Below are 26,604 nucleotides of genomic sequence, written 5' to 3'. Positions count from 1 at the left end.
CGGTTAGTATATAATAAAACATCACAAAACCATAAAAAAGATACAAAACTGCAACCTTTATTTTGTATAATGTAAACGTGCCATTTTAGATTTGTTTGGATTCATGTAGGATAAATGTATGAAATCATTAAAACTTGTTTTACCGATTGTAGGTATCGCCATGATGACTGCTTGCCAACCTAGTATCACTCCTCACTTAAATACCACAAACACCCCTCAATTGAATCTATATCAGCCTATAACCATCACTCATGAAAACCTGACAGGTTCTTGGCAACTTATGGATAATGACATTAAGGGCAATAAAAACAAACCACTGATTTTAAAATTTGAAAACAACCAAGTATCTGTCATTAATGGCTGTAATAATCTGCGTGCCAATTATCAAATTCAAAACAGTATATTGCAAATAGGTTCACCAATTTCTACTCGCATGATGTGTGAGAATCCACTGATGGATATTGATAATTTGGCAACGCAGTTATTAAAAGGTAATATTGTGCTAGAAAAACAAAAAGGCACACAAGATGTTTATATGAAAATCAGTAGTAATGATAATGATTTTATTTTAAATAAAATCAAATGACTCAATTAAATACCCCATTTATCTAAATGGGGTATTTAATATTATTATTTATGATGAATTTGCTTTAAAATCACTTCATCTTTGATTTTATCATCATTGACAAGAAGCATTGCTTTACTCAAAATCAAGCTAAAAACTCTATCGCCACTAAAATCCAAATTCACCTCATCACTCTTTTTATTGCTTGGAATGATACATAGATATTGGTCATTGGGGAGCATTAGGATATTGCTTGACCCTAGATGAATTTTATAGGTACGAACTTTACCTTGTACGATTAAAAATTTACCATCAATACTCAATTTGTCAGCGATATTTAGGCGTGGAATGATGAGTTTGAGATATTCGGCACGGCTTTTGGCGGTTTGACTTAAATCGCCAAAACCATAACTTTGCCAATAGTCTCTAAATGCCCCACTTGCTCCGCCATCTGCCCAAGTTGGGTCATTGCCAATGCTTGCTACCCCCACAAACAAATCCACATCACGCATAATCTCGGACAAAACTTTTGGGGCAATGCTTTCTAGGGGCAGACCATTATCGGCATCTTTTCCCCAACGGCTTGAAAAATGCCCATGACTGACATGCGATGAATTAACAGGCGAGTCTATCGGATAAAAGCGTAATTGGTCGGTGCTGACTCGCAAATACGCCCCCGCTTCGGTGGTATCCACGCCATATTCATCGCCAATATTATGCACCCAATATTCGCTACGCAATCCATATTCCGTCAAATTGCGATGTGGGGCGGGAAAATCAGCATCGGCAGAAATACGCAATATCGCCTCCCACCCACGCAATTTGGCTAATTGATTTAATTGATGTTGTTTTAAAATATGCCCTGCAAAACGGTTGGAATAATGGTGGGTTTTTCGCTCCGCATCGGTCAAAATATAAACTTCTCGCCAAACTTGCTTAAAGGGCTGTTTGATATTTTTGGCAAATAATTTTTCACGCCAATTTAATACCATTTCTACTTCAAAATCAATGGGGTGAAACAATTTAATCACGCTATCTGATTTAATCTTTGCCACTTTGTCATCAATATCACACATCTGCCCCTCATTAAAAAAGGCAGGCACGCCATCAATCACCCACACCAATCGTCTTGCTACTGTGCCTGTTAAAGGGTGATTTAAATAACGCTCTTGCCAAATATCGCCAGTCCACGATTTTTTGCTAATCATCAAATTATCAAGGCGTGTATTAATGGCACTGATATTTTTATCAATGTCTTTGATAAAGGCTTTAAATTGTTTTAATTCATCGGCAAAATTGGTTTTGACATCAGTAGGGGCGGATTTTAGGTTTTTGCCATTTTTGCTAAATTTTAAGACCGAACCTGTATCATCAATATGGATTGTTACAGTTGTTTCGCCCCATTGTTCAATCCGTTCTCCCACATTTTGTAAACCAAAAGTTGGAATACCAATTTCCAATAAATCATCAAAGGATAAATTTAACCGCTCGGCAACGGTATTTAGGGCTTTTTTGATTTGGGCGAGGGTGGTTTTAAAGGTTACGGTGCTATCCAAAAATACCAAAGCGGATAAGGCACTTTGGTTGGTCATTTGCGATAATACATAAACGCTGGTATTCGCCAGTTTAATTTCTTTTACGCCAATACCAGCCACTTTTTTAAGACTGGCATCGGCAACTTTGGCAACGGTATGAGCCAAATCATCGCCTGTGGGGTCGCTAATCAAAATACACCATAAAAAGCCTTTTAGGGTTAGGGCGTTGTAGGGATTAAATTGCTCTGAGCTACCCAAACACCAAATTCTATAATTTCCCCATGCTTTTCCGTACCAAGATAATTCTTTACGCAATTCTGGTAATTCATCTAAGTCCATTGGCTCGCCATTTTCATCGGCAAGTTGCTCGATGGTAGCATAGCCATATTCATCTTTATAATATTTTCTGGTAGCAGGTTTACTAATTTCCTTTAAAGATTGTACCAAAAATTCATTAAAATTTTCCAAACCAACAATTTCTAATAAAGGCTTGGCTTCTTTTAACCATTTTCCAGTTGGTTTCGGTTTGTCGCAAGTGCGAGCAAAAACGGATAATTGTTGCCAAGCGGTTTGTTTTTCGGTAGGTAGGGTTTCAATTAATTCTAACAGTTTATCTGTCCACGCTTCACCGCTCATAACAATTGGTTCTAATTCTGGGGCAAGTTTTTCCATAGAAGTTTCCTTATTTAAAAATTGGGTAAAATTTACTTTTTATTGATTAAATCAGCCCCCTTGCAAGGGAATTAATTGCAAAAAAGTTAATTTGGAAGTATCATCGGATTTGATGTGTAAAGGTGCGTCCAAATCGGTGATTTGCTTATCATCAATAATTAAAATAAAACCATTATTTAAAAATGATTTGACTGCTTTATCAAATTCTTCTTGCCAATCTCGTAATTGGGTTTTTGGGACAGGATTGGTAAAGGATTTGGGAAGTTTTTCGCCATTTAATCTTTTTTCATGTTCGGTCAATTCGCCTAATTTTTGCTCATATTGGGCAAGTAGCTGGGTTTGTTTGGTTTGATAAGATTGCTCATTTTGTATATTGGCAGTCTCACAGTCTTGTTTAATGCGTGCTTTTAATAGCTCTTTGGCGGTGGTCTGTGTGTGAGACAGATGAAGCGACATCGCAAAAATGGGTGTGGCAAACATCGTTTCGTCAAAAATATCTAGGCGGTACATGATTTACTCCTTATCATATAGGTCTGGTATGGGAGTGAGTGTGCCGTGTTCACGCAAAGTAGGTCTCTCCCAAGGCAGGTGGTCTGTGCCGTATTTTTGGTGGTAGTAAGGTTCAATTGCATGGTTGTTGGTGTGGATAGATAGGCTAAGTTTGAGTTGAGAGATTTCTTCTTGACTGATTGTAAAAGGGTAATCCAAACCTACAATGTCAGCCATTAATTCTAAGTTGATATTGAAGGGTATAGCGTACTGATAATATACCGTGCGTTTGCTGGTGCAAATGCCTTTAAAATTGTATTGGATGAGAATATTGGCAATCACTCGGTCATTACTAAGACCAATAGCTGCCCATGATTTTGCTAAGTCAATTGCCAAGTGTCGTCTAATGGCATAGCAGTTGACATCAATGAGATAAGGAGCATTTGGATAATTATCTATACCATGGGGTACTTGATAAGTGTTATTTTTCCACACAAATGCACTGGGTACTAAATCTTTTGGATTAATATACCAAAACCCCAATGATTCTGTGTTATCTTTCCAAATATCATTACCGTTGACAAAATAACGTAAACTATACCCATAATCTGCCTGATATTTATCCATATATGATACCAAACTTTCAACATGCTCCTTATCATACCAATTATCATCATCAAGATAACAAATAATATCTTCTTTAACCAAAAAAGGAGCGATGGCATTAATGTAAGAATTATACATTTTATTTGCCCCTGTATTCATTGGTAGATAAGTTACAACAACATCAGGATAATCATCTTTGAGTAGATTTTTTACTTTGTCATGAAATTGTTCACCGTCCACAAAAATATAATGTTTGCATGGATAAGTTTGTGCTTGTACGCTTTTTATGGCTTTAAGCAAGTCATCTCGTCCAATGGTGGCAGTAACAACAGCAACGGTTGAGGTGGGGTGGGTCATGGAAATATCCCAAAATTTGTTACAAATGTTGAGTGAATCTAAGTATTGTAGCATAAATTTAGGATACTTTCTTTTAAAGTTATCATTCGTCCCCATTTAGGAAATATCTATTTTATGGGCAAAATACCATGGCACACGATTTTATTTCTATTCGTGGGGCAAGAACCCACAACCTAAAAAACATTGACCTTGACATTCCACGAGACAAATTGGTGGTTATCACAGGGCTGTCAGGTTCTGGCAAATCGTCCCTTGCCTTTGATACCTTGTATGCCGAAGGGCAACGCCGTTATGTAGAAAGCCTGTCCGCCTATGCTCGCCAGTTTTTATCGCAAATGGAAAAGCCTGATGTGGATAGCATTGATGGACTTAGTCCAGCCATTGCCATTGAACAAAAATCCACCAGCCATAACCCTCGTTCCACCGTTGGCACAATTACCGAAGTGTATGATTATCTAAGGCTTTTGTTTGCAAGGGTTGGCACGCCTTTTTGTCCAGAACACAACGCCCCAATGACCGCCCAAACGGTTTCTGAAATGGTGGATTTGATTTTGGCAAAACCCCTTGATACCAAGCTTATGATTTTAGCCCCCATTGTCAAAGAGCGAAAGGGCGAACATACCGCCCTGCTTGATGGGCTTTTGGCACAAGGCTTTACCAAGGTTAGGATTGATGGCACTATCTACGATACAGACGATTTGCCCACTTTGGCAAAAACTTACAAACACACCATTGAGGTGGTGGTAGATAGGTTCAAAGTCCGCACCGATTTGGGCAATCGTTTATCCGAAAGCCTAGAAACCGCGTTAAAATTGGGTGGCGACATTGCCATTTTGCACCATTTGGACGATGGGGCAGAGCAGATTTTGTCCGCCAAACACGCCTGCCCCATTTGTGATAGGGCGGTGGGCGAGCTTGAACCACGCTTGTTTAGCTTTAACAACCCACACGGAGCTTGCCCTGCTTGTGATGGGCTTGGCAAACGCTCGTTTTTTAGTGCTGATAAGATTGTCGCCTTTCCTGAAAAGTCGCTCAATCAAGGGGCGATTGTTGGTTGGGATAAGACCCACGCTTATTATTTTAACCTATTGACCCAAGTTTGCCAGCATTTTGACATTGATATGGATAAGCCTTGGCAAAACTTGCCCAAAAAAGTGCAAGCCTTGATTTTGCAAGGTTCTGGCAAGGAAAAAGTCCCCCTTACCTTTACCGATGAACGAGGTAAAAAGGTCAGTAAAGACACCCCCTTTGAAGGGATTTTGCCCTATTTTGAACGCCGTTATCACAGCACCACAAGCCAGCTTGTCAAGGACGAGCTTGCCAAATACCTATCGGATACCACTTGCGATGCTTGTGATGGCGTGCGACTAAACGAAATTGCCAGAAGTGTGCAAGTGGACGGCAAGGGTGTGGGCGATATTATCAAAATGCCACTTGGACAAGCCTTTGAATACTATCAAGATTTACAATTAAGTGGGCATAAGGGCGAGATTGCCGATAAGATTTTTAAGGAAATTCGTGAACGGCTTGGCTTTTTGAACAAGGTGGGCTTAGATTATTTGACTTTGGCAAGAAGTGCGGAGACCTTGTCGGGCGGTGAAGCCCAGCGGATTCGCCTAGCCAGTCAAATTGGGGCAGGCTTGATGGGCGTGATGTATGTGCTTGATGAGCCGTCCATTGGTCTGCACCAAAGGGATAATGACCGCTTGATTGAAACTTTGACCCATTTGCGAGATTTGGGCAATACGGTGGTGGTGGTAGAGCACGATGAAGATGCCATCAGAAGTGCCGATTTTGTGGTGGACATTGGCGTGGGGGCAGGCGTGCACGGCGGAAAAGTGATTGCCACAGGGACAGCCGATGAGATTGCCAAAAACCCAAATTCCTTGACAGGGCAATATTTGGCAGGGATTAAAAAAATTGACATTCCAAAAGTTCGCCATCCAGCAATGAAAATTGAAAAAAAGGGTAAATTAGTCCCTGCGTTTTTGGAACTTTTGGGGGCAAGGGGCAATAATTTAAAAAATGTAGATTTAAAAATTCCTTTGGGAACAATGACTTGTATCACAGGCGTATCAGGCTCTGGCAAGTCCACCTTAATCAATCGCACGCTAATGCCCCTTGCGGCAACGGCTTTGAACAATGCCACCACGCTGACCGCAGAACCTTATGATAAAATCAGTGGGCTTGACTATTTGGATAAGATGGTGGACATTGACCAATCGCCGATTGGCAGAACGCCAAGAAGTAACCCAGCCACTTATACAGGCGTATTTACCCTAATCAGAGATTTATATACCCAAACCGAAGACGCAAGGGCGAGGGGCTATAAGGCAGGGCGGTTTAGTTTTAATGTCAAAGGCGGTCGCTGTGAAGTATGTCAAGGCGATGGTATGATTAAGGTGGAAATGCATTTTTTGCCTGATATGTATGTACCGTGCGATGCCTGTAATGGCAAACGCTACAACCGTGAAACCTTAGAGGTCAAATACAAGGGCAAATCCATCTCTGATGTGCTGGATATGACGGTGGAAGAGGCTTTGGCATTTTTTGAGGCGATTCCAGCCATTCATAGAAGACTGCAAGCCTTAGCGGAAGTGGGTTTGGATTATATTCGCTTGGGGCAATCGGCAACCACACTCTCTGGTGGCGAAGCCCAAAGGGTCAAACTTGCCAAAGAACTTGCCAAAAGAGACACAGGGGCAACGCTGTATATCCTAGATGAACCCACCACAGGACTGCATTTTGAAGACATTGCCAAACTTTTAAAAATCCTACACACCCTGCGAGACCGTGGCAATACGGTGGTGGTGATTGAGCATAATTTAGATGTAATAAAAACCGCCGATTGGGTGGTGGACTTAGGCTATGAAGGCGGTGATGGCGGTGGTCAGATTGTGGCAACTGGCACGCCAGAGGCGGTGGCAGATGATGAGCGGTCGCATACAGGTAGATTTTTAAAGAATGTTTTAACGGAGAAAAAGTAATGTCATCATTTGATTTGGAAAAAGCCAAAAAAGATGGATTGGTTAATACTTATAATATTAACTTTGAAAATATGCCCATTACTGATGATGACATTTTATATCTTTGTCAAAATATCGTTACCAAGCAGATTGTGAATGTCAATTTAATTGGCACACAAATTACTGATAAAGCCTTAGAATATTTGGCAACATTCCCCAAATTAAAACTGTTGTTTGTGAATAAAACTGCGATTACAGGGCAAGGGTTTTGTCATTTTGCAGGGCATAAAAAATTGGCGGTCATTTGGGTGGAAAATACAAGCCTTGATGATGAGATTTTACCTTTGATTGCTCAAATTCCCAATATGACTGCTTTTTTGATTGAAGGCACAAAAATCACTTGGCAAGGGCTTTTGACACTTGCCAAGCACCCACACATTCGCCCTGTTGCTCGGGGCGGGCAATTTTTGGGCAAACAATTAAAAGAGTTTCGCCAAACGCAGCGTGAATTTGCCAAAAAGAACAAAACCGCTGTCAATGCCGATGATTTGGCAAAAGTTACCGCACAGTTATTGGCGTTTTTTGAGGCGGTGCATTCTTGGGAAGCACTTGCCGAGCCAGATTTTAATGATGAAATGATACAAAAAAGCACAGAGATTTATCGGCAATTTTTTACCAAAAGTTGGCACAATACTCAAAGAATGCATTTACAAAGTGGCGGTAGTTATCAAGAGCATAAAATTGTAGATAGTGAATATGTCAGCAAAAATCGCATTTATCTTTATACCGAAGATGGGCAGGATACACCCCACCGCTTTTTGTGCATTCGCCAAGCAGACGATTTGTGGTTGTTTGATAAAATGCAAACTAAATTTGATTATAAATGGGTATCATATACGCCATAGCTGGTGTGGGCAAGAAATTTTTTTAAAAACCCCTAGCATTTTTTGTTAAAATATATTAAGACACTTAGGAATGCGATGTATTTATTTGACACCCATACCCATTTTGATGTACCAGAATATGACGACAGGCGAGATGAATTTAATACGTCCGCTTATCACAATGGCGTGCGTCATTTGGTATTAATTGGCTATTTAGCAAGATATTTTGATAGAATGGTAAATATCAAACAATATGCCGATACACATTATCCCATCATTCATCATTTGGCGTGTGGCTTGCACCCTTTGTATATCCGTGAGCATGGTGATGATGATTTGATTGTTTTGGATAATTATTTAAAAAGTTATCCAAATATCGCTATTGGTGAGATTGGTCTTGATACTTACCCTAATGAATTAAAAGATGAGATGATTTATGAAAAACAAAAACATTTTTTTATAGAGCAAATACAGTTTTCTAAACAATATGATTTGCCCATTTTATTACATATTCGTAAATCACATGCTGATGTATTAAAAATTTTAAAAACACAAAAATACAATGCCAATAATCAAGGTGGCATCGCTCATAGTTTTAGTGGTGGCGAAAATGAGGCACTTTCATTTGTCAAAATGGGATTTAAAATTGGCATTACAGGGCAGATTACCAACCCTAATGCCAAAAAATTACGCCAAGCCGTCAAAACTGTTTATGACAAATACGGCATATCATCATTTGTGATAGAAACAGATTGCCCTGATATGATGCCTCTGCCATGCCAGCATGGAGATAACTATTTTAATGAGCCTAAAAATTTAATTCACGTCATTAATGAATTATCAGTTTTGTTTGATATGGATAAAGAAAAATTATCTTATGAACTGTGGCAAAATAGCAATGACGCATTAAAAACAAATTTTGCATATTCTGATAAAATGATTGCAAAATAGGTTTTCCGTTCGCCCTGAGCTAAGTCGAAGGGTGAAAGAAAACCGTTCAATGGTTCGACAAGCTCATCATGAACGGTTTATTATTTCTAATGATTTGATATAAAAAGGCGATATATGAATAATCGTAGATTTACAGGTACACGCACACTATATGGTGATGATTTTGATAAATTTGCCAACGCTCATGTATATGTGATTGGCGTGGGTGGCGTAGGTTCGTGGGTGGTAGAAGGCTTGGCACGCACAGGCATTGGGCAGATGACGCTGATTGATATGGACGTGCTGGTGGAGAGTAATGTCAATCGCCAATTACCTGCACTTACCGATACATTTGGGGAGGCTAAGATTGAGATAATGAAACAAAGGGCAATTGGCATTAACCCAGATGTTAAAATACACATGATTGATGAATTTATTACGCCTGACAATATCACAGATTTATTACCAAATACTAATATGATAAATGAGTATAAAACTAATAACAAATCGCTTGTGATATTAGATTGTACAGACGACATGAATGCCAAACTTGCGATTGCTCTATATTGTCGGTTTAATAAAGTCAAACTCATCATATCAGGTGGGGCAGGTGGTAAAGTTGACCCACTACAAATAAAGGTTAGTGATTTAAAAGATGTTTATCAAGACCCATTACTTGCCAAATTACGCCAAAATCTCAAAGATAAAAATATCAACCGTGATTTAAAACATAAATTCGGCATGAAATGCGTTTATTCTAGTGAACCTTTAAAACTTGCCAATGCTTGTGAGAGTGGGCTAAATTGTGGCGGTTATGGTTCGGCAGTATCGGTAACAAGTACGGTGGGCATGGTCATGGTGGCAGAGTGTTTAAAGATGATTGGCAAACAATGATTGTCTTTGCCAATCAATATGTTATAATTCAATTGATTTATATAAGGTGATGAAAAAATGAAGATTTTACAATCCAAACACTATCAACCCAAAAAGATTTTTAATCAAATATATGTAGATAACCAATACCAGATTGTTGCCCAAGATTTAGACCGAGAAGTAATTCCTTCTGACAGTCCTTATTACAATCTATTAAACTCTCTATTTCCCAATGTCTATTTTGATGATATGGTGATGAAAAAAGACAAATTGGTAGATTTTGTTAAATGTACTGATTATCACCCTGTGGGTTTTGATAAAGCCAATCGCCGTTTTTATGAGCGTGAAGTGTGTTATTTTTATGAAAAATACCAGCTTTTTATTGTAGCAAGCGAAGATTTGAGCAATGAATATGATAAAACGATTTTTGAATCTGGATTATTGAGAGTTGAACACATTTTTTATGACCCTAGAGATGAAAACTCTCTAACTAATATTCGTGATTTTTTTAATAATTATTTGGAAAAATATATTTCCCAAGAAAGTAAAATTTTATTACTATTAAAAGAAGGTCAGGATTTGGTGTTTAAACATCAGGGTATCAAACCTTACGCACTTGATTTAAATACCATGTATAATGATGACTTTTTACCTGTACATGGCAAAATACAAGAAGGTTTATCCAAAACTAAAAAGGGTGTGGTGTTATTGCACGGTTTGGCAGGCACAGGCAAAACCAATTATATCAAATGGCTTACTGCCCAAATCCCTGACAAAGATTTTATCTTTGTGCCAAACAACATGATTGGCGAGCTTGCCAAACCTGAATTTATGAGTATGCTTATTGAGCGTAAAAATTCGGTATTGGTCTTAGAGGACTGTGAAAATTATATCGCCGAGCGAGTGGGTGGCGGCAATCAGACTGATGTGGTGGGCATTATCCTAAATATCGCTGATGGGATATTATCCGATGTCTTAGAATGTCAATTTATTTGTACTTTTAATGCTGATTTGATGGAAATTGACCATGCGTTGTTGAGACGTGGGCGATTGATTGCCGAGTATAAATTTGATAAATTGTCAATAGATAAATGTCATGCCTATTTAAAATCCGTTGGGCAAAATAAAGAGGTTGATAAAACCATGACATTGGCAGAATTAACCAATATTGATGAAAAAGAATTTAAAACCCTTGATGATAAAAAAGTCGGTTTTGGATTTGTGTGATTTTTTATATAAATTATAATCATTTTCATTTTATAATTTGATGAAAATATTTAAAAGCGGTATTATTTGTGCTACAATAAACCTCCTGCAAAACTATAAAGTTAAAAAACCGTTCACGGTGAGACAAGTCAAACCATAACGGTTTTTTGCCCTTTTGATTTTGCTTGGGTCAAACAAGCTCATATTGCAGGAAATCTAATGACACCGCTTGTCAGTATTTAATCAGCCAGCTTTTTAGCCAGCCAAAAGGAAAATATCATGACTATCATCAAAAAAGAGGATTTTATCGCCTCTATTGCCGATGCTTTTCAGTACATCAGCTACTATCACCCCACTGACTATATCAAAGCATTGATTGAGGCTCTAGAAAAGGAAGAAAATCCTGCCGCCAAGGACGCCATGACTCAGATTTTGGTTAATAGCCGTATGTGTGCAGAAGGCAAACGTCCCATTTGCCAAGACACAGGGATTGCCACCGTCTTTTTGAAGGTGGGCATGAATGTGCAGTGGGATACCGACATGAGTGTGGCGGACATGGTCAACGAAGGTGTTCGCCGTGCCTATACGCACCCTGACAATACCTTGCGTGCGTCTGTGCTTGCTGACCCTGCTGGTAAGCGTACCAACACCAAAGACAACACCCCTGCGGTGATTCATATGGAAATCGTGGCAGGCGACAAAGTGGAAGTTACCTGTGCTGCCAAAGGGGGCGGTAGTGAGAACAAATCCAAACTTGCCATGCTAAACCCCTCTGATGACATTGTGGCGTGGGTGTTAAAGTCGCTACCAGAAATGGGGGCGGGTTGGTGCCCACCGGGTATTTTAGGTATTGGTATTGGTGGTACGCCAGAGAAAGCCACACTTCTTGCCAAAGAAAGTTTGATGAGTCATATTGATATTCATGAACTAAAAGAAAAAGCACAAAGTGGTGCAGAGCTTTCCACCACCGAAAAATTACGCCTTGAAATCTTTGAAAAAGTAAACGCATTGGGCATTGGGGCTCAAGGTCTGGGTGGTCTCACCACCGTACTAGATGTAAAAATCCTAGACTATCCCACACACGCTGCCTCTAAGCCTGTGGCGATGATTCCCAACTGTGCTGCCACTCGTCATGTGCATTTTGAGTTAGATGGTAGTGGGGCGGTACAGCTTGACCCGCCAAGCCTAGATGTTTATCCTGACATTACTTATAGCCCAGACAATGGCAAGCGAGTCAATGTAGATACACTCACCAAAGAAGAAGTGGCGACATGGCAGACAGGTGATGTGTTGTTGTTAAATGGTAAAATCTACACAGGACGAGACGCCGCTCACAAACGCATGACCGACATGCTAAATAACGGTGAAAAGTTGCCTGTGGACTTTACCAATAAGCTCATCTACTATGTCGGTCCAGTAGACCCTGTGCGTGATGAGGTGGTGGGACCAGCAGGACCGACTACTGCCACACGCATGGATAAATTTACTCGCCAAATGCTTGAACAAACTGGACTTTTGGGTATGATTGGCAAATCAGAGCGAGGCAAAATCGCTTGTGAAGCCATTGCTGACAATAAGGCAGTCTATCTTATGGCGGTGGGCGGTTCGGCGTATTTGGTGTCAAAAGCCATTAAATCTGCCAAAGTGGTGGCATTCCCTGAGCTTGGCATGGAGGCGATTTATGAATTTGAAGTCAAAGATATGCCTGTTACTGTGGCGGTAGATAGTAATGGTGTGTCAGTACACGCCACCGCCCCTAAGATTTGGCAAGCCAAAATCGGTAAAATCCCTGTGGTTGAAAGCTAATTTAAAAAAACCCAAACTTTATGGTTTGGGTTTTTATTATTAAGCCCTAGAAGTTGATATGGGCTTGTAAGGATACATCGCAATTTAATAAAATCAAATAATTAAACAAATTTGAGAATGGTGGCATACTGATATGAATGTGAACATCACTCACACAAAATCAGGCACGCCACTATGAAAACGCAACTCACTGTCTGGACTGCTGATGAGTTCTGATTCCACTTCCTTAAAAAATGCCACACGTTCGTCAATAGATTCGTCAGTAATGGATTGAGCCAGTGCTAGATAATCCTCATAATGACGACTTTCGGATTTTAGTAGGTATTTATAGTATTTGGCAAGTTTTTCATCATCTATCACATCAGCCAGTGCTGAAAAACGTTCGCATGAACGTGCCTCGATGAATGCACCAATAATCAGTGTATCAATCATACTGGCAGGCTCATAGGTGCGTTTGTGTTTAAATAATCCTTTGGCGTAGCGACCTGCTGGTAGGTGCGACCATGCAATGCCACGTTCGGTCATCAGTTCTAGCACTTGTTCATAGTGGAGCATTTCTTCACGCACAAGTTGAGCCAATTTTTCTTGTAAGTCACGGTGAAATTCATAACGAAAAATCAAATTCATCGCCGTCCCTGCTGCCTTTTTCTCACAGTTGGCGTGGTCTTGCATGAGTAGGGGTAGGTTGTCTTTGGCGACATCGAGCCACTTTTGGGAAGTTTTTGCTCCCAAAAAGGCATGAATGTGGCTAATGTCAGTCTTGGCTTTGGCATTTGTGGCGATGACTTGTAGGTTGTCTTCTGATAGAATGTGGGTCATGACAAATATACTCTGGGTGATATGTATGTTAATTATTGTATCATAAAACCAAAATGCAACAACCAAAAACACAAAAATGATGATAATTGGTTTTTGATTTTGCCAAAAAACACCTTAAAAGTGTAGATTTTTTTTAAAAATTTTTAATTAACAACTTCTTGAAAAATCAATAAATTATAGAAAATTTTTAGTTATTTTTACAAAATTTATGATAAAAGGTGTTGCAAATTATGTCAAAATTGGTATTCTATTAGGGAAGTATTATGCTCTATTACCCATTTAATGATGTTGGTTGATGTTATCAAATAGGATTTATTCTTAATTGTAACATCATATTAAGTGTGATGGATATAATGCGAATAAGAACTTTAACAAGTGATTTTGTCACAGTTGGGTGTCAGCGTAAGCAACCCAATCACCTAAATGTAAGTGGAGAAACCCATGAAAAAACTACTTTTAGCGTCAGCAGTTGCTGTTTTATCTATCACAGCCGTTCACGCTGCCCCTACCGTTTATGGTAAAGCATTTTTGACCCTTGATGTCCAAGACGGCAATGATGCCGCCAAAGAGGGTGATGGCGTTGAGACTCGCACCCAGCTGAACTCAAATACCTCACGTATCGGCTTTAAAGGTTCTGAAAAACTTACCAAAGAGATTGATTTGCTATACCAATTGGAGTATGGTATTGATATTGATGCTAAGACCAACTATGATGATGAGGGCAATGCCAAAAACCAATTCTACGCTCGTGATACCTATCTAGGTCTATCTCACAAGCGTTTTGGTACTGCCGTTGCTGGTCGTTTGACTACGATTGATGACTACGTCAACTACGCCAACGTAACCAAAGGTGGTGTGATTGGTGGTGACAATGTACTAGCCAGTTTTGATGGTCCACGTGCCAACAACGCATTTGCCTACTTCTCACCAACCTTTAATGGTCTACAATTTATGGCAATGTATGCCCTAGATGAAAAGAAAGATGGTGGTTTGGGCGATGGTCGTGATGGTTTTGGCGTTGGTGTCAAATATGAGCCAAATGGTGCTCCATATATGGGTGGTCTAAGCTATATCCAAGCGGCGGGTGATTTTAGAGCGGCTCGCCTAAGCGGTGCTTACGCTCTAAACCCACAAATCACCCTAGGTGCTTTATATCAAAACACCCAATTTGGTAAAGACAGTAAAAAAGAAAATGCCTTTACTGTTTCTGGTAAATATAAGATTGCCCAAACTCCTTGGACCACTTATGCCCAAGCTGATTTTGTAGACAACTTTGATGGTACAGACGCTGAAAGAAGTCGTCTTGCCGTTGGTGGTGAGTACAGCTTTAACAAAGCAACCACAGGTCACCTATATGGTGCTTACCTACAAGACAAAGCCACTGGTTTTGCTACTGAGAAAGCCTATGGCGTGGGTGCAGGTCTAGAATACAAATTCTAATCTAATTGCCTTGAAAAAATCCTCTCAATTTGGGCGGATTTTTTTATGATATTAAAAATATCAAGGTTTTTTGGGTTCAATCACCACAGGCAATACCAAGCCACGTCCAAAATTATCTGCAAATACATAGTCATGACGTTCACTCACAACGTTAGGCGTGGTGGTGATAACCAGTGTCATGTCAGCACCGTCTGTCAGATGGTGGCTTAGATATTCACCGTTTTTGAGTTGGTCTAGGATTTTACCTAGTACTTCGGGGCTTGCCATACCTACTACAATGCTGTGCTGTGCTTGTTTGTCGCTGATGTTGTAGGCTTTGGCATAGTTTTTGATGGCTTGACTGTCTAGGGCGATGGGGTAGTTATAGGTTGTGAGGTCTGCTTTGGGTTCTTTGGTGTCAATCAGTGACCAATCAAGTTGGACTTTACCATCTGCGGTGGTGATGGGTTTGATGTCAATGGTTGGTGTGTCGTCATTTTTGCCCAGTTCTTCTGCCAATGCCTTTAAATCGTGAGGGTTGTGAGCATTGGTGTCATGTTGGGCGGTGGAGATGGGTTCGCCCAGTGGGGCAAGATTGTGTTCGGTGGCGGATTTGTCGCAGGCAATGAGAGTTATCGCCATGATTGGTATGATTAGGGATTTCATAATAACCTTTTGAAATAAATGGTGTGTGAGTGTGGGTTTGTTTTATGCCTATATGATTTTAAAATTACCACAAATTTTAAATCAAGTATGGAGCGAATGACGTTTGCCCTGATAAGTTTGTAGTAAAAATAAAGTTGTGGTAATGATAAATAAACAGTAATTTTATTGGTGAATTTTGATTGATAAATTCTATCAAAAACCGCCCAATTTTGCAAAATCACTATCAGCTTTTTAATGCACCAAACAATTCTCATGTTTAAAATTGGTTGGGTGTATAAAAAATGTTGTTATATAGTCAATTCTATTCAAAACCAGACAAAGGTTTTTTGCTCAAAGTGAGCTTGCCTGCCCATAACGGAAAACCGCCCGCAGGCAAGCTTGGGGCGAACGGTTTTGTTGTATAGTTTTGATATGAATTAAGTGTATAATGACAGTACAGACCATCATAAAAAATGATTGGTCTAACGCTTCTAACCAACTTTCACCATGATGGGTATCTAACCATATGACAAAATCAATCACGCACCCCAAACTTTATCCAACTACCAACACCGTCATGAAGGGTGTGATACTTGCTGTTTTATCCAATGTCATGTTTGCGATGGTGTATGCCTATGGCAAGTGGTTGCCAGCGTTGACAGGGACGAATATTTTTTATTGGCGAATGGTGATGATGTGGGTGTGTCTGGTGGGGTTGATTAGCTTGCTAGGTAAGTGGAGATTTGTACTTGATGGTTTAAGTAATGTCAAGGGGGTCAAGGGCTGGCTGTGGCTGTTGATACCAACACCGATTTTTGCCAGTCAGCTTTGGTTGTTTGTCTATGCTCCCATGAATGGTTATGGTGTGGCGTTGTCCATGGGGTATTTTTTGTTGCCACTTATGATGGTGCTGGTGGGATTTGTCATGGGTGAGAGGTTGACCAGATTGCAATGGTTGGCGGTTGCATTTGCAGGCGTGGGTGTGGGTGTGGAGATTTTGAGGATTGGGCAAATCAGTTGGGCAACTTTTTGGGTGTGTTTGACCTACCCTGTTTTTTATGTGATGAGACGCAAACAAAACATTCCTGCTTTGACAGGGCTGTTTGTGGATACCAGTTTGGTTGTGCCTGTGTGCCTTACCATGCTGATGGTGAATGGGTCGGATACCTTGATGGTTCTAGGTTCAGGTATTATGTTGTTAAAGGTGTTGGGGCTTGGGCTGATTAGTGTGGTGTCCCAACAAGCTAACTTGGAAGCCAACCGTTTGTTGCCAACCTCTTTATTTGGATTGTTAGGCTATCTTGAACCTGCCCTACTTTTTATCCTTGCGGTTACGTTACTTGGTGGGGTATTTGAATGGCAAATGCTAGGTAGCTTTGGATTGATTTGGCTTGGGATAGCTTGTCTTTTGGTGCAGGGGGTTGCCAAACAGATGAGGCGAGTGGCGTAATTGGTCGTTGGTTGGATAAATGCCCACAAATCACACTTTGATTTTGACAAACATCGCCAAAATCAAAGTGATTGGGTTTGATGTGGTTTAATTAACTTTGGTAAGTTCCATGCTGATGGTCTTGCCGTTGTTGATTTGGCTGACCTTGACAGGTACGTAATTGAGGCTAGGAGCAACCCAAAAACTGGTGGCACGGTCGTTATCTTCGTGTACACGGTCAATGCGAATCACTTCATAAGTGCCAGCAGGGACAGTGAGTGTGCTTTTGCCTGATTTTTTAAATTTGGTGGTTTCAATGGCTTTTTTCTTGACCAAATGATAAGTGCCACTAAATTTACCATTAATCATTTCTTGGCGTATTTGGGATTCTAGGCTTAAATCATCATAGGCTTGGGCGGTCATTTTTAGATTTTCAGTTTTGCCTTTGTAGGTGCTGGCGACTGTTTTGGCATTATTGTTAAATTGCACGCTGTGGGTATTGCCTACGCCTAGTACCTTGACAGACATGGTGGCATTAGATGGCAAGATTTTGCCATTTGATAAGCTAAAATTGGCAGATTGGTTGATGCTTGCAATGCCCCCTGCACTGCCTTTGACGGTGTAGTTGTAGTTATTGCCATTTTTGGTAAGAGTGCGAGTGGCAGTACCTGATTTGCCGTCTGCTTTTACCGCATAAGTGGCGGTAAATCCTGATAAATCGGCAGCATTGGCGGATAAAGTTGCCCCTACGCTTATGGTGGCAACGGTGGTGGTTTTTAGAATTTTAGAAAATAGGCTCATGGGGTTACTCCGTAAAATATGCGTATATAATGGACAAATTTTGTTACAAATTCAATGATGGTTTTGCGATGAAATGTAGCGTTTTGTGATAAAACTTGCTAAATCATCTAAATCTTGCCCAATCGTAAATGAGAGATTGTGTTTATATATAGTGATTTAACTTCAAAAACCACCAAAACCGTTCTCCCCAAGCTAAGCCTTCGGAGTGAACAGTTTTTTGTTATGGTTTTACAAGCTCACCACGAATGAAAAACCTTTGTTTGTTTTTGAATATAATTTACTATACTTTACCGATATATCGTGATATTTTGGTGGCGTGTTGGTTGGGTTGTTTATTATGCAAAAAATTTTAAAATATCTTGGTTTTGCGTTTGCTGTTTTGTTCTTTTGGTTGTTTGTGGTGGTTGTGTCTATTTATCGGCAAGTAGATGTGCAGGGCGAGGTGCGTTGGCATTCTTGTCAAAGATTGGCGTACTGGTCGTGGTTTGTGCTTGAAAAACCACCAGCCAAGCTACAATGTGCAACGATACAAGTGCCTGTGGACTATGCCAACCCTGATGGTAAGCAGTTTACGCTTGCTTTGACACGTTTGCCTAGTAAAAATCCCAACCCAATTGGGGATTTGCTACTATTGGACGGTGGACCCGGTGCAAATAGTTTGCAGATGCCATTTATGATGCTTGGTGGTGAGTATGCGGACAAGGTCAAAGATAACTTTCATTTGATAGGGTACACCCCACGTGGTATTGCACCGTCTAGCCCTGTGATAGATTGTGGTGGACTTGATGAGGTTGAGGGGGCGAAAGATTACTTGGATGCTTGTACCCAAAAAATAGGAGCAGATGTTTTGCCCTTTATCGGCTCAAAAGAAGTCGTCAAGGATTTGGATAGCATTCGCACACGTCTGGGCGTGGAGACGTGGAGTATGGTGGGATATTCATATGGCACAAAACTTGTCAGCCAATACGCTAAGCATTATCCCACAAGACTAAGGGCAGGTGTGGCGGACGGCGTGGTGGATACGACAGAGGATTTGTTTACGATGCTGACCAATCAATATCACAACGCACAGCTGGCTTTTGAGGGCTTTATGACATTTTGTTTGGCGGAGGTTTCATGTGTGTTTGATGGGGATAAAGAGCCAAGTGTGGCTTTTTTGGAGACATTGCATGACATTGAAGCCAAAAATCTTACCGACCAAGATGGCGACAAGATTAGTGCCAAAAGTATGCTAAAAATATTTGATGAAAATGTCAATTACCAAGTGTTTTGGTATGATATGGTGATGATGTTTGATGAACTAAATCAAGGCAAAACCAACCTTTATGATGCCCAAAAACGACTTAGTGAATTTGCCCAAAAAGGGTTTAATAATGACGCATTGATACTCGTAAACTGTGCTGATTCTGCCCCAAAACTATCCAAAGAGGACTACATCAAACACGCCAAGCACGTGGACAAACAGGCTCATTATGATGACATCATGCCTATCAGGGACGAAGAATATTTGGATACTTGTTTTTATTGGCAATACCAAGCAGGCGATAATTTGGCGGAAAATCTGGTCAATGAACGTACACCAAATCTACTATTTGTGTCGCACGAACATGACCTTGCTACGCCTTTTGCCAATGCCAAGACAATGGCGGAGCGCTTTGATGATCCGTTGATTGTTGTACCTTATCATGGACATACAGTCAGTTTGTTTGGTACAAATTTGTGCGTAGATGACCACGTGGTGCGATATTTGACTGACCCGAAGACGGATTTTGGCGAAAAAGTCATGTATTGTGAGTGGTAAAATTTTTTAGAATTATCCTTGAAATTTTTATCAAAAACTCCATTTTCTAGCCAAGTTTTTATCATTTTGATGGAGAAATCTATGTCAATTCGTCCTTTACATGACCGTATCGTGGTTCGCCGTACCGAAGAAGAGCAAAAAACGGCTGGCGGTATCATTTTGCCTGGTTCTGCCCAAGAAAAACCCCAACAAGGCGAAATCATCGCCGTCGGCAAAGGTCAGATTACCGATAATGGCGTGCGTCCCCTAGATGTGAAAGTGGGCGATAAAGTACTGTTTGGTCAATATGCAGGTCAAACTGTCAAAGTTGATGGCGAAGAGCTACTCATCATGAAAGAAAGTGATGTTTTGGGTGTACTTGAATAATTAGGTTTTTCGTTCGCCCTGAGTTTGTCGAAGGGTGAAGGAAAAAACCGTTCAATGGTTCGACAAGTTCACCACGAACGGTTTTTAATCAAGTTTTATAAGTTAAACAATTTAAGAGAGAAAAACAATGGCAAAAGATGTCAAATTTGGCGTATCCGCCCGTGAAAAAATGATTGATGGCGTAAATATCCTAGCCAACGCTGTCAAAGTTACCCTAGGTCCAAAGGGTCGCAATGTTGTGATTGACAAATCTTTTGGTGCACCCACCATTACCAAAGATGGTGTGTCAGTTGCCAAAGAGATTGAATTAGAAGACAAATTTGAAAACATGGGTGCATCGCTTGTGCGTGAAGTGGCAAGCAAAACCAACGATGTGGCAGGTGACGGCACAACGACCGCTACTGTACTTGCCCAAGCCATTTTGGTTGAAGGTATGAAAACAGTCGCCGCAGGCATGAACCCAATGGATCTAAAACGTGGTATTGATAAAGCAACCCGTGCAGTTGTGGAGCAAATCCACGCCTTGTCTACCCCTGCTGATGACTTTAAAGCCATTGCCCAAGTTGGCTCAATCTCTGCCAATTCAGATGCCAAAATCGGTGAGCTTATCAGTCAAGCCATGCAAAAAGTCGGCAAACAAGGTGTCATCACGGTAGAAGAGGGTTCAGGTTTTGAAGACACCCTAGAAGTGGTAGAGGGTATGCAGTTTGACCGTGGCTATATCAGCCCCTATTTTGCCAACAAGCAAGACAGCCTTACTTGTGAATTTGACAATCCATTTATCCTGCTTGTGGATAAAAAGATTTCTAATATCCGTGAAATCTTGCCACTATTAGAGCAAATCATGCAAACCTCACGCCCACTACTCATCATCGCCGAAGATGTGGAAAATGAAGCATTGGCAACGCTTGTGGTTAACAACTTGCGTGGTGGTCTAAAAACTTGTGCAGTCAAGGCTCCTGGTTTTGGTGATCGCCGTAAAGCCATGCTCCAAGACATCGCCATCTTGACAGGTGGTGTGGTGATTTCCGAAGAAGTGGGTCTATCTCTTGAAACTGCTAACATTGAACATCTAGGTACTGCCAAGAAAATCACTGTCGGTAAAGAAAATACTGTGATTGTTGATGGTGCTGGTGACAAAGCTCAGATTGACAGCCGTGTGGAAGCCATCAAACGTCAAATTGAGGAATCAACCAGCGATTATGACAAAGAAAAACTCCAAGAACGTGTTGCCAAACTTTCTGGCGGTGTGGCGGTGATTAAAGTCGGTGCTGCCACCGAAACCGAAATGAAAGAGAAGAAAGACCGTGTTGATGATGCTCTACACGCCACTCGTGCGGCGGTAGAAGAGGGTATCGTGCCGGGGGGTGGCGTTGCTCTTGTGCGTGCATTATCTGTTCTAGAAAACCTCAAAGGCGATAATGACGACCAAAACGCAGGCATTAGCATTTTACGCCGTGCCATCGAAGCACCACTTCGCCAAATCGTAACCAACGCAGGTGATGAAGCCTCTGTGGTGGTCAATCAAGTCAAATCAGGCACAGGCAACTATGGCTACAACGCCGCCACAGGCGAGTATGGTGACATGCTAGAAATGGGTATCCTAGACCCTGCCAAAGTCACCCGTTCGGCACTTGAACACGCTTCTTCGGTTGCAGGTCTTATGCTAACTACCGAAGTGATGATTACTGACATTCCAAAAGATGAACCTGCCATGCCAATGGGTGGTGGTATGGGTGGCATGGGCGGAATGATGTAAGCTCATCTGCATATGCTTAATGTTAAAATCTCTCAACTGTTCAGGTTGGGAGATTTTTCATGCAAGGTAAATTTTTCCTGACAAATGGGGGTGTGCTAACCAAATCAAAAGTTTGATACAATCTTGGGGAAAATTGTAACTCGCCCCGACAAATGGTTGCTTGTTGGTATCATGTTTAAAGCTCTTTTGTATGACCTTATTGTATTTTGGCGTTCTTTTGGTATCAATACATTAAAAAGTGGTTTTTTATTTTTATACAACTCATTGATTTTAAATATAAATTTTTATTGTATAAAAAATAATCAATCATCATCAAAGCCTTGTAATTTCACACTTTCATCAAGAAAAATCTAAGTTATCCACAAGGTTATCCACAGCTTTTGGGGAAAAGTGAGAGGTGGGTTTTGTGGTTATTTTTTAAATTGTATAAAAATTAACCAATCATCATCAAAGCCTGATGTTGTAAGGTTTTTTATGATAAAAATGGTAAAAATTGGCACAGTTATCCACAGCTTTTGGGGAAAACTTTATCATTATGTAAAAAATAGTAACGTTTTGTTGGTACAAAAAACCGCCATTTGGTAATGGCGGTTGGTAGGTTATTGTTGTAGGTGTTGTATGATTCGAGGTAGTTTACCATAAAATGCCCCCATGCCAATACCTTGTGGTCCATGGTTTGCCAAAGAAATGGTAGAAATGGGAATGAGTGGTGGATTTTTTAGTCCAAAACCCTCATCAAGAACTCTAATAAACATCTCTTGTAGGTCTTTGACACCGCCATCTGCCACATAGAAGTAGGTTTCGTTGTTGCCTACCGTTTCGCCCACAAGTTCTACCATTTTGTGTAGTGTTTGCTCAAATCCTCGTACTTTTTTATAAGGTGTGATGTAGCCGTCATGGTTGATGTGCATGATGGGCTTGATGTTGAATAAGTTGGCAAAAAATCCTGACGTGGTAGAGAGTTTTTTGTTGCGAATGATGTAGCTTAAATCGCTAAGCGTAAAGATAAACAAATGACGGCTACGCAAATCATCTAAGTGGTGGGCAATGTCATCCATTGCCCAACCTTCTTGCATAAGGCAGTCTGCTTCGTATGCTAACGCACTTTCCCCCAGATTGAGTGTGCGAGTGTCATAAATATAAATATCCATGATGTGTGAAAAGTTTTGTTTGACCTTTTGCAAAATGTCATAACTTTTACTAAATTTGGCAGATAATGTACAAACAAAAACTTCTTGGTAGCCACGTTTGACCAAATTTTCAAAAATCCGTGTTACCTCCTCTTCGGTAGCAGGCGATGTTTTAGCAATCGTATTTGGGGCGACAGAGATGATTTTGCGAAAAGAATCGGGGTTGATGTTTTGTCCGTCAATAAAATCTACGTTGTTAATAAGAAGATGTAGGGGTATCGTCTCAACGCGGTGCGGTACGTTGTGTAGGTACTCTAAACCAGATGATGATGTATTAAGGGTAATGCGTTTCATAATCAACCCAATATATAATATAATAAGTATAACCACAACAAAATTTTGACAAATTTACCTAATTTTTTAACAAAATGCAATAATTTTTTAATAATTTTTCTGTAATTAGATATTGCAAGGCATAAAAAGGGTGGTAAATAAGTTGATGTTTAAAAACCAATAAAGAAAGTTAAGATTTTTTTTATTATTGGGTTGATGGGGTTATTTTTACATGAAAAATCAATATATTCAATATTTTTATAAAATTTTAATAAAAACCGCCAAAAAAAGCGGTTTTTAGATTGTTCAATAACCTTTTATACCTTTTGATACAACAAATCCCAAGAGGCACGCCCATAATCCACACCCCGTTTTTCAAATTTGGTGGCAGGACGAAAATTGGGGCGGGGTGCAAAATTGCCCTTGCCTGATAGGTTGTCAAACTGTTCCATATGGTCTAACACTTCAAGCATCCATAACGCATAGTGTTCCCAGTCAGTTGCACTATGAAAAATGCCACCTACTTTTAATTTGTCCGCCACCAAAGTCATGCGTTCGGTGGTAACAAAACGACGTTTATAATGACGTTTTTTTTGCCATGGGTCAGGAAAATAAAGCTGAATTGTGTCTATGTGTTCGTTGGGTAAATTTTTTAAAAGAGCAATGGCATCGCCGTTGAGTACTTTTAGGTTGGTTAAGCCCATTTCGTGAGCAAGATAAGCACAACGCCCAATGCCCGGTTCGTGAACTTCAATGCCTACAAAGTTGCGAGTGGGGTCAGCTTTTGCCATTTCAATGAGACTGTCGCCCATACCAAAGCCGATTTCTAATGTCAAAGGGGCGTTTGTGTCATTGGGCGTGTCGGAAAAATAACTACGTAAATCCTTGATGTTTGAGACATCGCCCAATCTGCCCAAATTTTGACCATGATTGATGATGTAGGGTGCAAAGGCGGGGTCGGTTAGGGCGGTTTGGGCATATTGGCTTAGGTGGGTTCGCCGTCTCATAAAAGTGGCAATGGCATGGCTATATTCGGCAGGCGTGCGAGCAAGGTTTTGGACTTCTTGGCTGATAACTTCGGGTGAGATGTCAGGAGTTTGGCGGTCGCCTCCGATTGGGGCTAAGGGGGATTTGGGGGTGTTTGTGGAATTTGTCATGGTATATTTGCTCTAAAAAGCGTAAAATAGCCATTATTATAAATGAAAAATACAAAATTATCATGTTTCGTTTACCCTTTTTAGAAGATACTACGCCACCACCATTTTATTTGCCACAGCTATCAGAGACTGAGAGGGTGCAACTGGATAAATGGTTTATCGGTCATCGTTCGCAAGCGTATTATTTAAAGCGGTTTGGTGAATTTGACAAGGTGGGCAAACTGCACGCTCGTTGGAATTGGTCAGCATTTTTGACAACTTTTGGTTGGTTGATGTACCGAAAACGCTACCTAGATTGTATGGTTTATTGTATTGCTGGTTGGTCATTTATTAAGTTAAATATCGTCATTATTTTGGCAATTTGTGAATTTTTGTTCATTGGTAAATTGCCAGACGCTCACCAGATGTATGTGCGTGTTGCCATAGGTGGGGCGGTGTGGCTATTTTGGGCGGGTATGGTGGCACGTTGGGCAGATGCTTATTATTATCGCATGGCACGCCGTGAGATAGCTGATGCGGTGGCGTTTTATCCAAGTGATAAAGATGCCCAAAAAGGCCATCTTATCAAACACGGACAAACCAGTCTGTTTGGTATGGCAGGAGCATTTGGGATTTTTGGGGTGTTGCTTGCTATCATTGTGGTGCAATTTGTACCAATGATTGCCATACGTCAAGAAAAGCAGGTGATTTTTGAAAGTTATCAATCTGTTACCGCCATTCAAAAACGGATTGCTCTCATTTATGAAAAAACAGGACAATGCCCCACCAACCTACCTGTTACCATTGACAATCAAAAGGTGAGTATGCAGGTAGTTGATAGGCTTGATTATGCCAATACAGATTGTGCAGTGGTGGCAACCGTCTCTGGGGCGATGTACCCTGTGCGGTATCTAAATGGTCGCACACTCACCATTTATCACGTGCAAGGTGAGCAGGCGATGTGGCGATGTCAAACGTCTTTGAATAAAGAGCAGACTCCCAAACGGTGCATTTAAATATAATGAGTGGGGTCTTTTTCATCACTTGCGGATTTTTGGGTAAAAAAGGCATTTAACACATTGGTTTTGGCGGTTTGATAATGGGGGAATATTTGACAGGTTGTCTCCAAATCCCCAAGCCATGTAGGAATGACGCTTTTCATCTTGGCAAAGCGGTTTGGGGTGTTTGGCAGAGTGTTGGCAAATTCCACCGCACGCACAGCGTCATCACGACTATTGCAGACCAATGCCATGTCGCACCCAGCCTCAATGGCAGACTGCACACGAGCAGTTACGTCCCCTGCGACATGAGCAGCTTTCATGGATAAATCGTCCGAAAACAGCACGCCATCATAGCCCAACTGATTTCTTAAAATCTCTTGTAGCCATATTTTTGAAAAACCAGCAGGTTTGTCATCAATTTGGCTAAAAATCACATGGGCGGGCATGAGTGCGGAGAGTTTGGATAGGTTGTTTCTAAAACTTACCAAATCACAATCCCAAATCTCATCAAGTGTCCGCTCATCAACTGCATCTGCTATATGCGAATCAGGGGCGATAGAGCCATGACCGGGGAAATGTTTGCCTGTGGCTTTCATGCCAGCCTCATTCATGCCATCTATCAATCGTGATGATAATGCAGTTACCACATTGACATCAGCATGAAAAGCACGGTCGCCAATCACAAGACTACACCCATCAATGTCAAGCACAGGAGCAAAGCTAATATCCACACCCACCGCCAGTACTTCGCACGCCATCAAATAACCTGTATCGTAGGCAAGCGATAGGGCAAGCTCTTGATTTTTATCATAGATTTTGCCAAGATTCCCCATGGCAGGCAAGGGCGTAAAGCCATCGCGAAAACGTGCTACTCGTCCGCCTTCTTGGTCGGCAGAGATGATGAGTGTGGGGTTGATTGCTCGTATGTGGTCGGTTAGCTGTCGTACTTGGGCAGGGTTTGCCACATTTCTTTTAAACAAGATAATGCCCCCCAAGCCTTCATTTGTCAAAAATAATTTGTCGTCTTCGGTCAGTGTCAAACCGTCCACGTCTGCCATGATGATACCAGTTGCCAT

The 26,604-nt window shown here is 40.8% G+C and carries 22 protein-coding genes; 13 read left to right on the top strand and 9 right to left on the bottom strand.

Going from position 1 to position 26,604, the window contains the following annotated elements:
- Positions 1-118: 118 nt before the first annotated feature.
- Positions 119-586 (top strand): META domain-containing protein, encoded by a 468-nt coding sequence (locus MOB01S_RS01485; protein WP_066800540.1) that lies wholly within the window; start codon positions 119-121, stop codon positions 584-586.
- 44 nt (positions 587-630) lie between these two features.
- On the opposite strand, the gene MOB01S_RS01480 is transcribed toward MOB01S_RS01485, so the two are convergent.
- The 3 genes from MOB01S_RS01480 to MOB01S_RS01470 are packed head-to-tail and all read right to left on the bottom strand — an operon-like array spanning position 631 to position 4,224.
- Positions 631-2,772, bottom strand: a complete 2,142-nt coding sequence (locus MOB01S_RS01480; protein ID WP_066800538.1) for a DUF4132 domain-containing protein — start codon at positions 2,770-2,772, stop codon at positions 631-633.
- A 51-nt stretch (positions 2,773-2,823) separates the two neighbouring features.
- On the bottom strand, positions 2,824-3,282 hold the full coding sequence (locus MOB01S_RS01475; RefSeq protein ID WP_066800536.1) for a hypothetical protein: 459 nt from the start codon (positions 3,280-3,282) through the stop codon (positions 2,824-2,826).
- Positions 3,283-3,285: 3 nt separating this feature from the next.
- Entirely contained in the window at positions 3,286-4,224 is a 939-nt protein-coding gene (locus MOB01S_RS01470; RefSeq protein WP_066800529.1) for a glycosyltransferase family 2 protein, read from the bottom strand.
- 128 nt (positions 4,225-4,352) lie between these two features.
- Between MOB01S_RS01470 and uvrA the strand changes: the two genes are divergently transcribed.
- The 6 genes from uvrA (at position 4,353) to MOB01S_RS01440 (ending at position 12,889) form a co-directional block, all read left to right on the top strand.
- The gene (uvrA, locus tag MOB01S_RS01465) at positions 4,353-7,211 is read left to right on the top strand and encodes an excinuclease ABC subunit UvrA (protein WP_066800525.1); all 2,859 of its coding nucleotides are present in this window, start codon (positions 4,353-4,355) and stop codon (positions 7,209-7,211) included.
- Positions 7,211-8,095 carry an NTF2 fold immunity protein gene (locus MOB01S_RS01460; protein WP_066800523.1) on the top strand — a complete coding sequence of 295 codons (885 nt, stop codon included), beginning with the start codon at positions 7,211-7,213 and terminating at the stop codon, positions 8,093-8,095. The genes uvrA and MOB01S_RS01460 overlap by 1 nt, the downstream gene beginning before the upstream one ends.
- A 75-nt stretch (positions 8,096-8,170) precedes the next feature.
- Positions 8,171-9,025 carry a TatD family hydrolase gene (locus MOB01S_RS01455; RefSeq protein WP_066800521.1) on the top strand — a complete coding sequence of 285 codons (855 nt, stop codon included), beginning with the start codon at positions 8,171-8,173 and terminating at the stop codon, positions 9,023-9,025.
- A 114-nt stretch (positions 9,026-9,139) separates the two neighbouring features.
- On the top strand, positions 9,140-9,898 hold the full coding sequence (locus MOB01S_RS01450; protein WP_066800517.1) for a tRNA threonylcarbamoyladenosine dehydratase: 759 nt from the start codon (positions 9,140-9,142) through the stop codon (positions 9,896-9,898).
- A 57-nt stretch (positions 9,899-9,955) separates the two neighbouring features.
- Complete coding sequence (locus MOB01S_RS01445; protein WP_066800514.1) at positions 9,956-11,104, top strand: AAA family ATPase; 1,149 nt, start codon at positions 9,956-9,958, stop codon at positions 11,102-11,104.
- 255 nt (positions 11,105-11,359) lie between these two features.
- A complete protein-coding gene (locus MOB01S_RS01440; RefSeq protein WP_439646409.1) occupies positions 11,360-12,889 on the top strand; it encodes a fumarate hydratase in 1,530 nt (509 codons plus the stop codon).
- Between the two features lie 150 nt (positions 12,890-13,039).
- Here the strand turns inward: MOB01S_RS01440 and MOB01S_RS01435 are convergent, their stop codons facing one another.
- The gene (locus MOB01S_RS01435; RefSeq protein ID WP_066800509.1) at positions 13,040-13,708 is read right to left on the bottom strand and encodes a MiaE family protein; all 669 of its coding nucleotides are present in this window, start codon (positions 13,706-13,708) and stop codon (positions 13,040-13,042) included.
- Between the two features lie 441 nt (positions 13,709-14,149).
- Here MOB01S_RS01435 and MOB01S_RS01430 point away from each other — a divergent pair, with 441 nt between their 5' ends.
- The gene (locus tag MOB01S_RS01430; RefSeq protein WP_066800506.1) at positions 14,150-15,148 is read left to right on the top strand and encodes a porin; all 999 of its coding nucleotides are present in this window, start codon (positions 14,150-14,152) and stop codon (positions 15,146-15,148) included.
- A gap of 60 nt (positions 15,149-15,208) precedes the next feature.
- Here the strand turns inward: MOB01S_RS01430 and MOB01S_RS01425 are convergent, their stop codons facing one another.
- On the bottom strand, positions 15,209-15,793 hold the full coding sequence (locus tag MOB01S_RS01425) for a hypothetical protein (RefSeq protein WP_066800503.1): 585 nt from the start codon (positions 15,791-15,793) through the stop codon (positions 15,209-15,211).
- Positions 15,794-16,298: 505 nt separating this feature from the next.
- On the opposite strand from MOB01S_RS01425, the gene rarD reads away from it, so the two are divergent.
- Complete coding sequence (gene rarD / locus MOB01S_RS01415; protein ID WP_066800498.1) at positions 16,299-17,222, top strand: EamA family transporter RarD; 924 nt, start codon at positions 16,299-16,301, stop codon at positions 17,220-17,222.
- Positions 17,223-17,309: 87 nt separating this feature from the next.
- Here the strand turns inward: rarD and MOB01S_RS01410 are convergent, their stop codons facing one another.
- The gene (locus tag MOB01S_RS01410) at positions 17,310-18,002 is read right to left on the bottom strand and encodes a DUF3108 domain-containing protein (RefSeq protein ID WP_066800497.1); all 693 of its coding nucleotides are present in this window, start codon (positions 18,000-18,002) and stop codon (positions 17,310-17,312) included.
- A gap of 337 nt (positions 18,003-18,339) precedes the next feature.
- Between MOB01S_RS01410 and MOB01S_RS01405 the strand changes: the two genes are divergently transcribed.
- From MOB01S_RS01405 to groL, 3 genes are all read left to right on the top strand, one after another.
- A complete protein-coding gene (locus MOB01S_RS01405) occupies positions 18,340-19,803 on the top strand; it encodes an alpha/beta fold hydrolase (protein ID WP_066800495.1) in 1,464 nt (487 codons plus the stop codon).
- A gap of 81 nt (positions 19,804-19,884) precedes the next feature.
- A complete protein-coding gene (locus tag MOB01S_RS01400) occupies positions 19,885-20,169 on the top strand; it encodes a co-chaperone GroES (protein WP_066800493.1) in 285 nt (94 codons plus the stop codon).
- Positions 20,170-20,296: 127 nt separating this feature from the next.
- Complete coding sequence (groL, locus tag MOB01S_RS01395; protein ID WP_066800491.1) at positions 20,297-21,928, top strand: chaperonin GroEL; 1,632 nt, start codon at positions 20,297-20,299, stop codon at positions 21,926-21,928.
- A 599-nt stretch (positions 21,929-22,527) separates the two neighbouring features.
- Here the strand turns inward: groL and MOB01S_RS01385 are convergent.
- Both MOB01S_RS01385 and trmB read right to left on the bottom strand, forming a co-directional pair.
- Positions 22,528-23,412: a DegV family protein gene (locus MOB01S_RS01385; protein WP_066800487.1), complete on the bottom strand. Its 885-nt coding sequence runs from the start codon at positions 23,410-23,412 to the stop codon at positions 22,528-22,530.
- A 296-nt stretch (positions 23,413-23,708) separates the two neighbouring features.
- A complete protein-coding gene (gene trmB / locus MOB01S_RS01380) occupies positions 23,709-24,548 on the bottom strand; it encodes a tRNA (guanosine(46)-N7)-methyltransferase TrmB (RefSeq protein ID WP_066800485.1) in 840 nt (279 codons plus the stop codon).
- Between the two features lie 62 nt (positions 24,549-24,610).
- On the opposite strand from trmB, the gene MOB01S_RS01375 reads away from it, so the two are divergent.
- A complete protein-coding gene (locus tag MOB01S_RS01375; protein WP_066800482.1) occupies positions 24,611-25,543 on the top strand; it encodes a DUF2628 domain-containing protein in 933 nt (310 codons plus the stop codon).
- On the opposite strand, the gene nagZ is transcribed toward MOB01S_RS01375, so the two are convergent.
- A complete protein-coding gene (gene nagZ / locus MOB01S_RS01370; protein ID WP_066800560.1) occupies positions 25,540-26,604 on the bottom strand; it encodes a beta-N-acetylhexosaminidase in 1,065 nt (354 codons plus the stop codon). The two genes, MOB01S_RS01375 and nagZ, sit on opposite strands and share 4 nt — an antisense overlap.

The organism is Moraxella oblonga NBRC 102422 (assembly GCF_001598275.1).
GTDB classification, from domain to species: domain Bacteria; phylum Pseudomonadota; class Gammaproteobacteria; order Pseudomonadales; family Moraxellaceae; genus Moraxella; species Moraxella oblonga.
The sequence above is the reverse complement of the archived record's forward strand: the minus strand, read 5'-3'. Positions and strand labels throughout refer to the sequence as shown.

Excerpts from the sequence above, each read along its gene's own strand:
- MOB01S_RS01485 (WP_066800540.1), top strand. The coding sequence starts at position 119 with ATGAAATCATTAAAACTTGTTTTACCGATTGTAGGTATCGCCATGATG.
- MOB01S_RS01480 (WP_066800538.1), bottom strand. The coding sequence starts at position 2,772 with ATGGAAAAACTTGCCCCAGAATTAGAACCAATTGTTATGAGCGGTGAA.
- MOB01S_RS01475 (WP_066800536.1), bottom strand. The coding sequence starts at position 3,282 with ATGTACCGCCTAGATATTTTTGACGAAACGATGTTTGCCACACCCATT.
- MOB01S_RS01470 (WP_066800529.1), bottom strand. The coding sequence starts at position 4,224 with ATGACCCACCCCACCTCAACCGTTGCTGTTGTTACTGCCACCATTGGA.
- uvrA (WP_066800525.1), top strand. The coding sequence starts at position 4,353 with ATGGCACACGATTTTATTTCTATTCGTGGGGCAAGAACCCACAACCTA.
- MOB01S_RS01460 (WP_066800523.1), top strand. The coding sequence starts at position 7,211 with ATGTCATCATTTGATTTGGAAAAAGCCAAAAAAGATGGATTGGTTAAT.
- MOB01S_RS01455 (WP_066800521.1), top strand. The coding sequence starts at position 8,171 with ATGTATTTATTTGACACCCATACCCATTTTGATGTACCAGAATATGAC.
- MOB01S_RS01450 (WP_066800517.1), top strand. The coding sequence starts at position 9,140 with ATGAATAATCGTAGATTTACAGGTACACGCACACTATATGGTGATGAT.
- MOB01S_RS01445 (WP_066800514.1), top strand. The coding sequence starts at position 9,956 with ATGAAGATTTTACAATCCAAACACTATCAACCCAAAAAGATTTTTAAT.
- MOB01S_RS01435 (WP_066800509.1), bottom strand. The coding sequence starts at position 13,708 with ATGACCCACATTCTATCAGAAGACAACCTACAAGTCATCGCCACAAAT.
- MOB01S_RS01430 (WP_066800506.1), top strand. The coding sequence starts at position 14,150 with ATGAAAAAACTACTTTTAGCGTCAGCAGTTGCTGTTTTATCTATCACA.
- MOB01S_RS01425 (WP_066800503.1), bottom strand. The coding sequence starts at position 15,793 with ATGAAATCCCTAATCATACCAATCATGGCGATAACTCTCATTGCCTGC.
- rarD (WP_066800498.1), top strand. The coding sequence starts at position 16,299 with ATGACAAAATCAATCACGCACCCCAAACTTTATCCAACTACCAACACC.
- MOB01S_RS01410 (WP_066800497.1), bottom strand. The coding sequence starts at position 18,002 with ATGAGCCTATTTTCTAAAATTCTAAAAACCACCACCGTTGCCACCATA.
- MOB01S_RS01405 (WP_066800495.1), top strand. The coding sequence starts at position 18,340 with ATGCAAAAAATTTTAAAATATCTTGGTTTTGCGTTTGCTGTTTTGTTC.
- MOB01S_RS01400 (WP_066800493.1), top strand. The coding sequence starts at position 19,885 with ATGTCAATTCGTCCTTTACATGACCGTATCGTGGTTCGCCGTACCGAA.
- groL (WP_066800491.1), top strand. The coding sequence starts at position 20,297 with ATGGCAAAAGATGTCAAATTTGGCGTATCCGCCCGTGAAAAAATGATT.
- MOB01S_RS01385 (WP_066800487.1), bottom strand. The coding sequence starts at position 23,412 with ATGAAACGCATTACCCTTAATACATCATCATCTGGTTTAGAGTACCTA.
- trmB (WP_066800485.1), bottom strand. The coding sequence starts at position 24,548 with ATGACAAATTCCACAAACACCCCCAAATCCCCCTTAGCCCCAATCGGA.
- MOB01S_RS01375 (WP_066800482.1), top strand. The coding sequence starts at position 24,611 with ATGTTTCGTTTACCCTTTTTAGAAGATACTACGCCACCACCATTTTAT.
- nagZ (WP_066800560.1), bottom strand. The coding sequence starts at position 26,604 with ATGGCAACTGGTATCATCATGGCAGACGTGGACGGTTTGACACTGACC.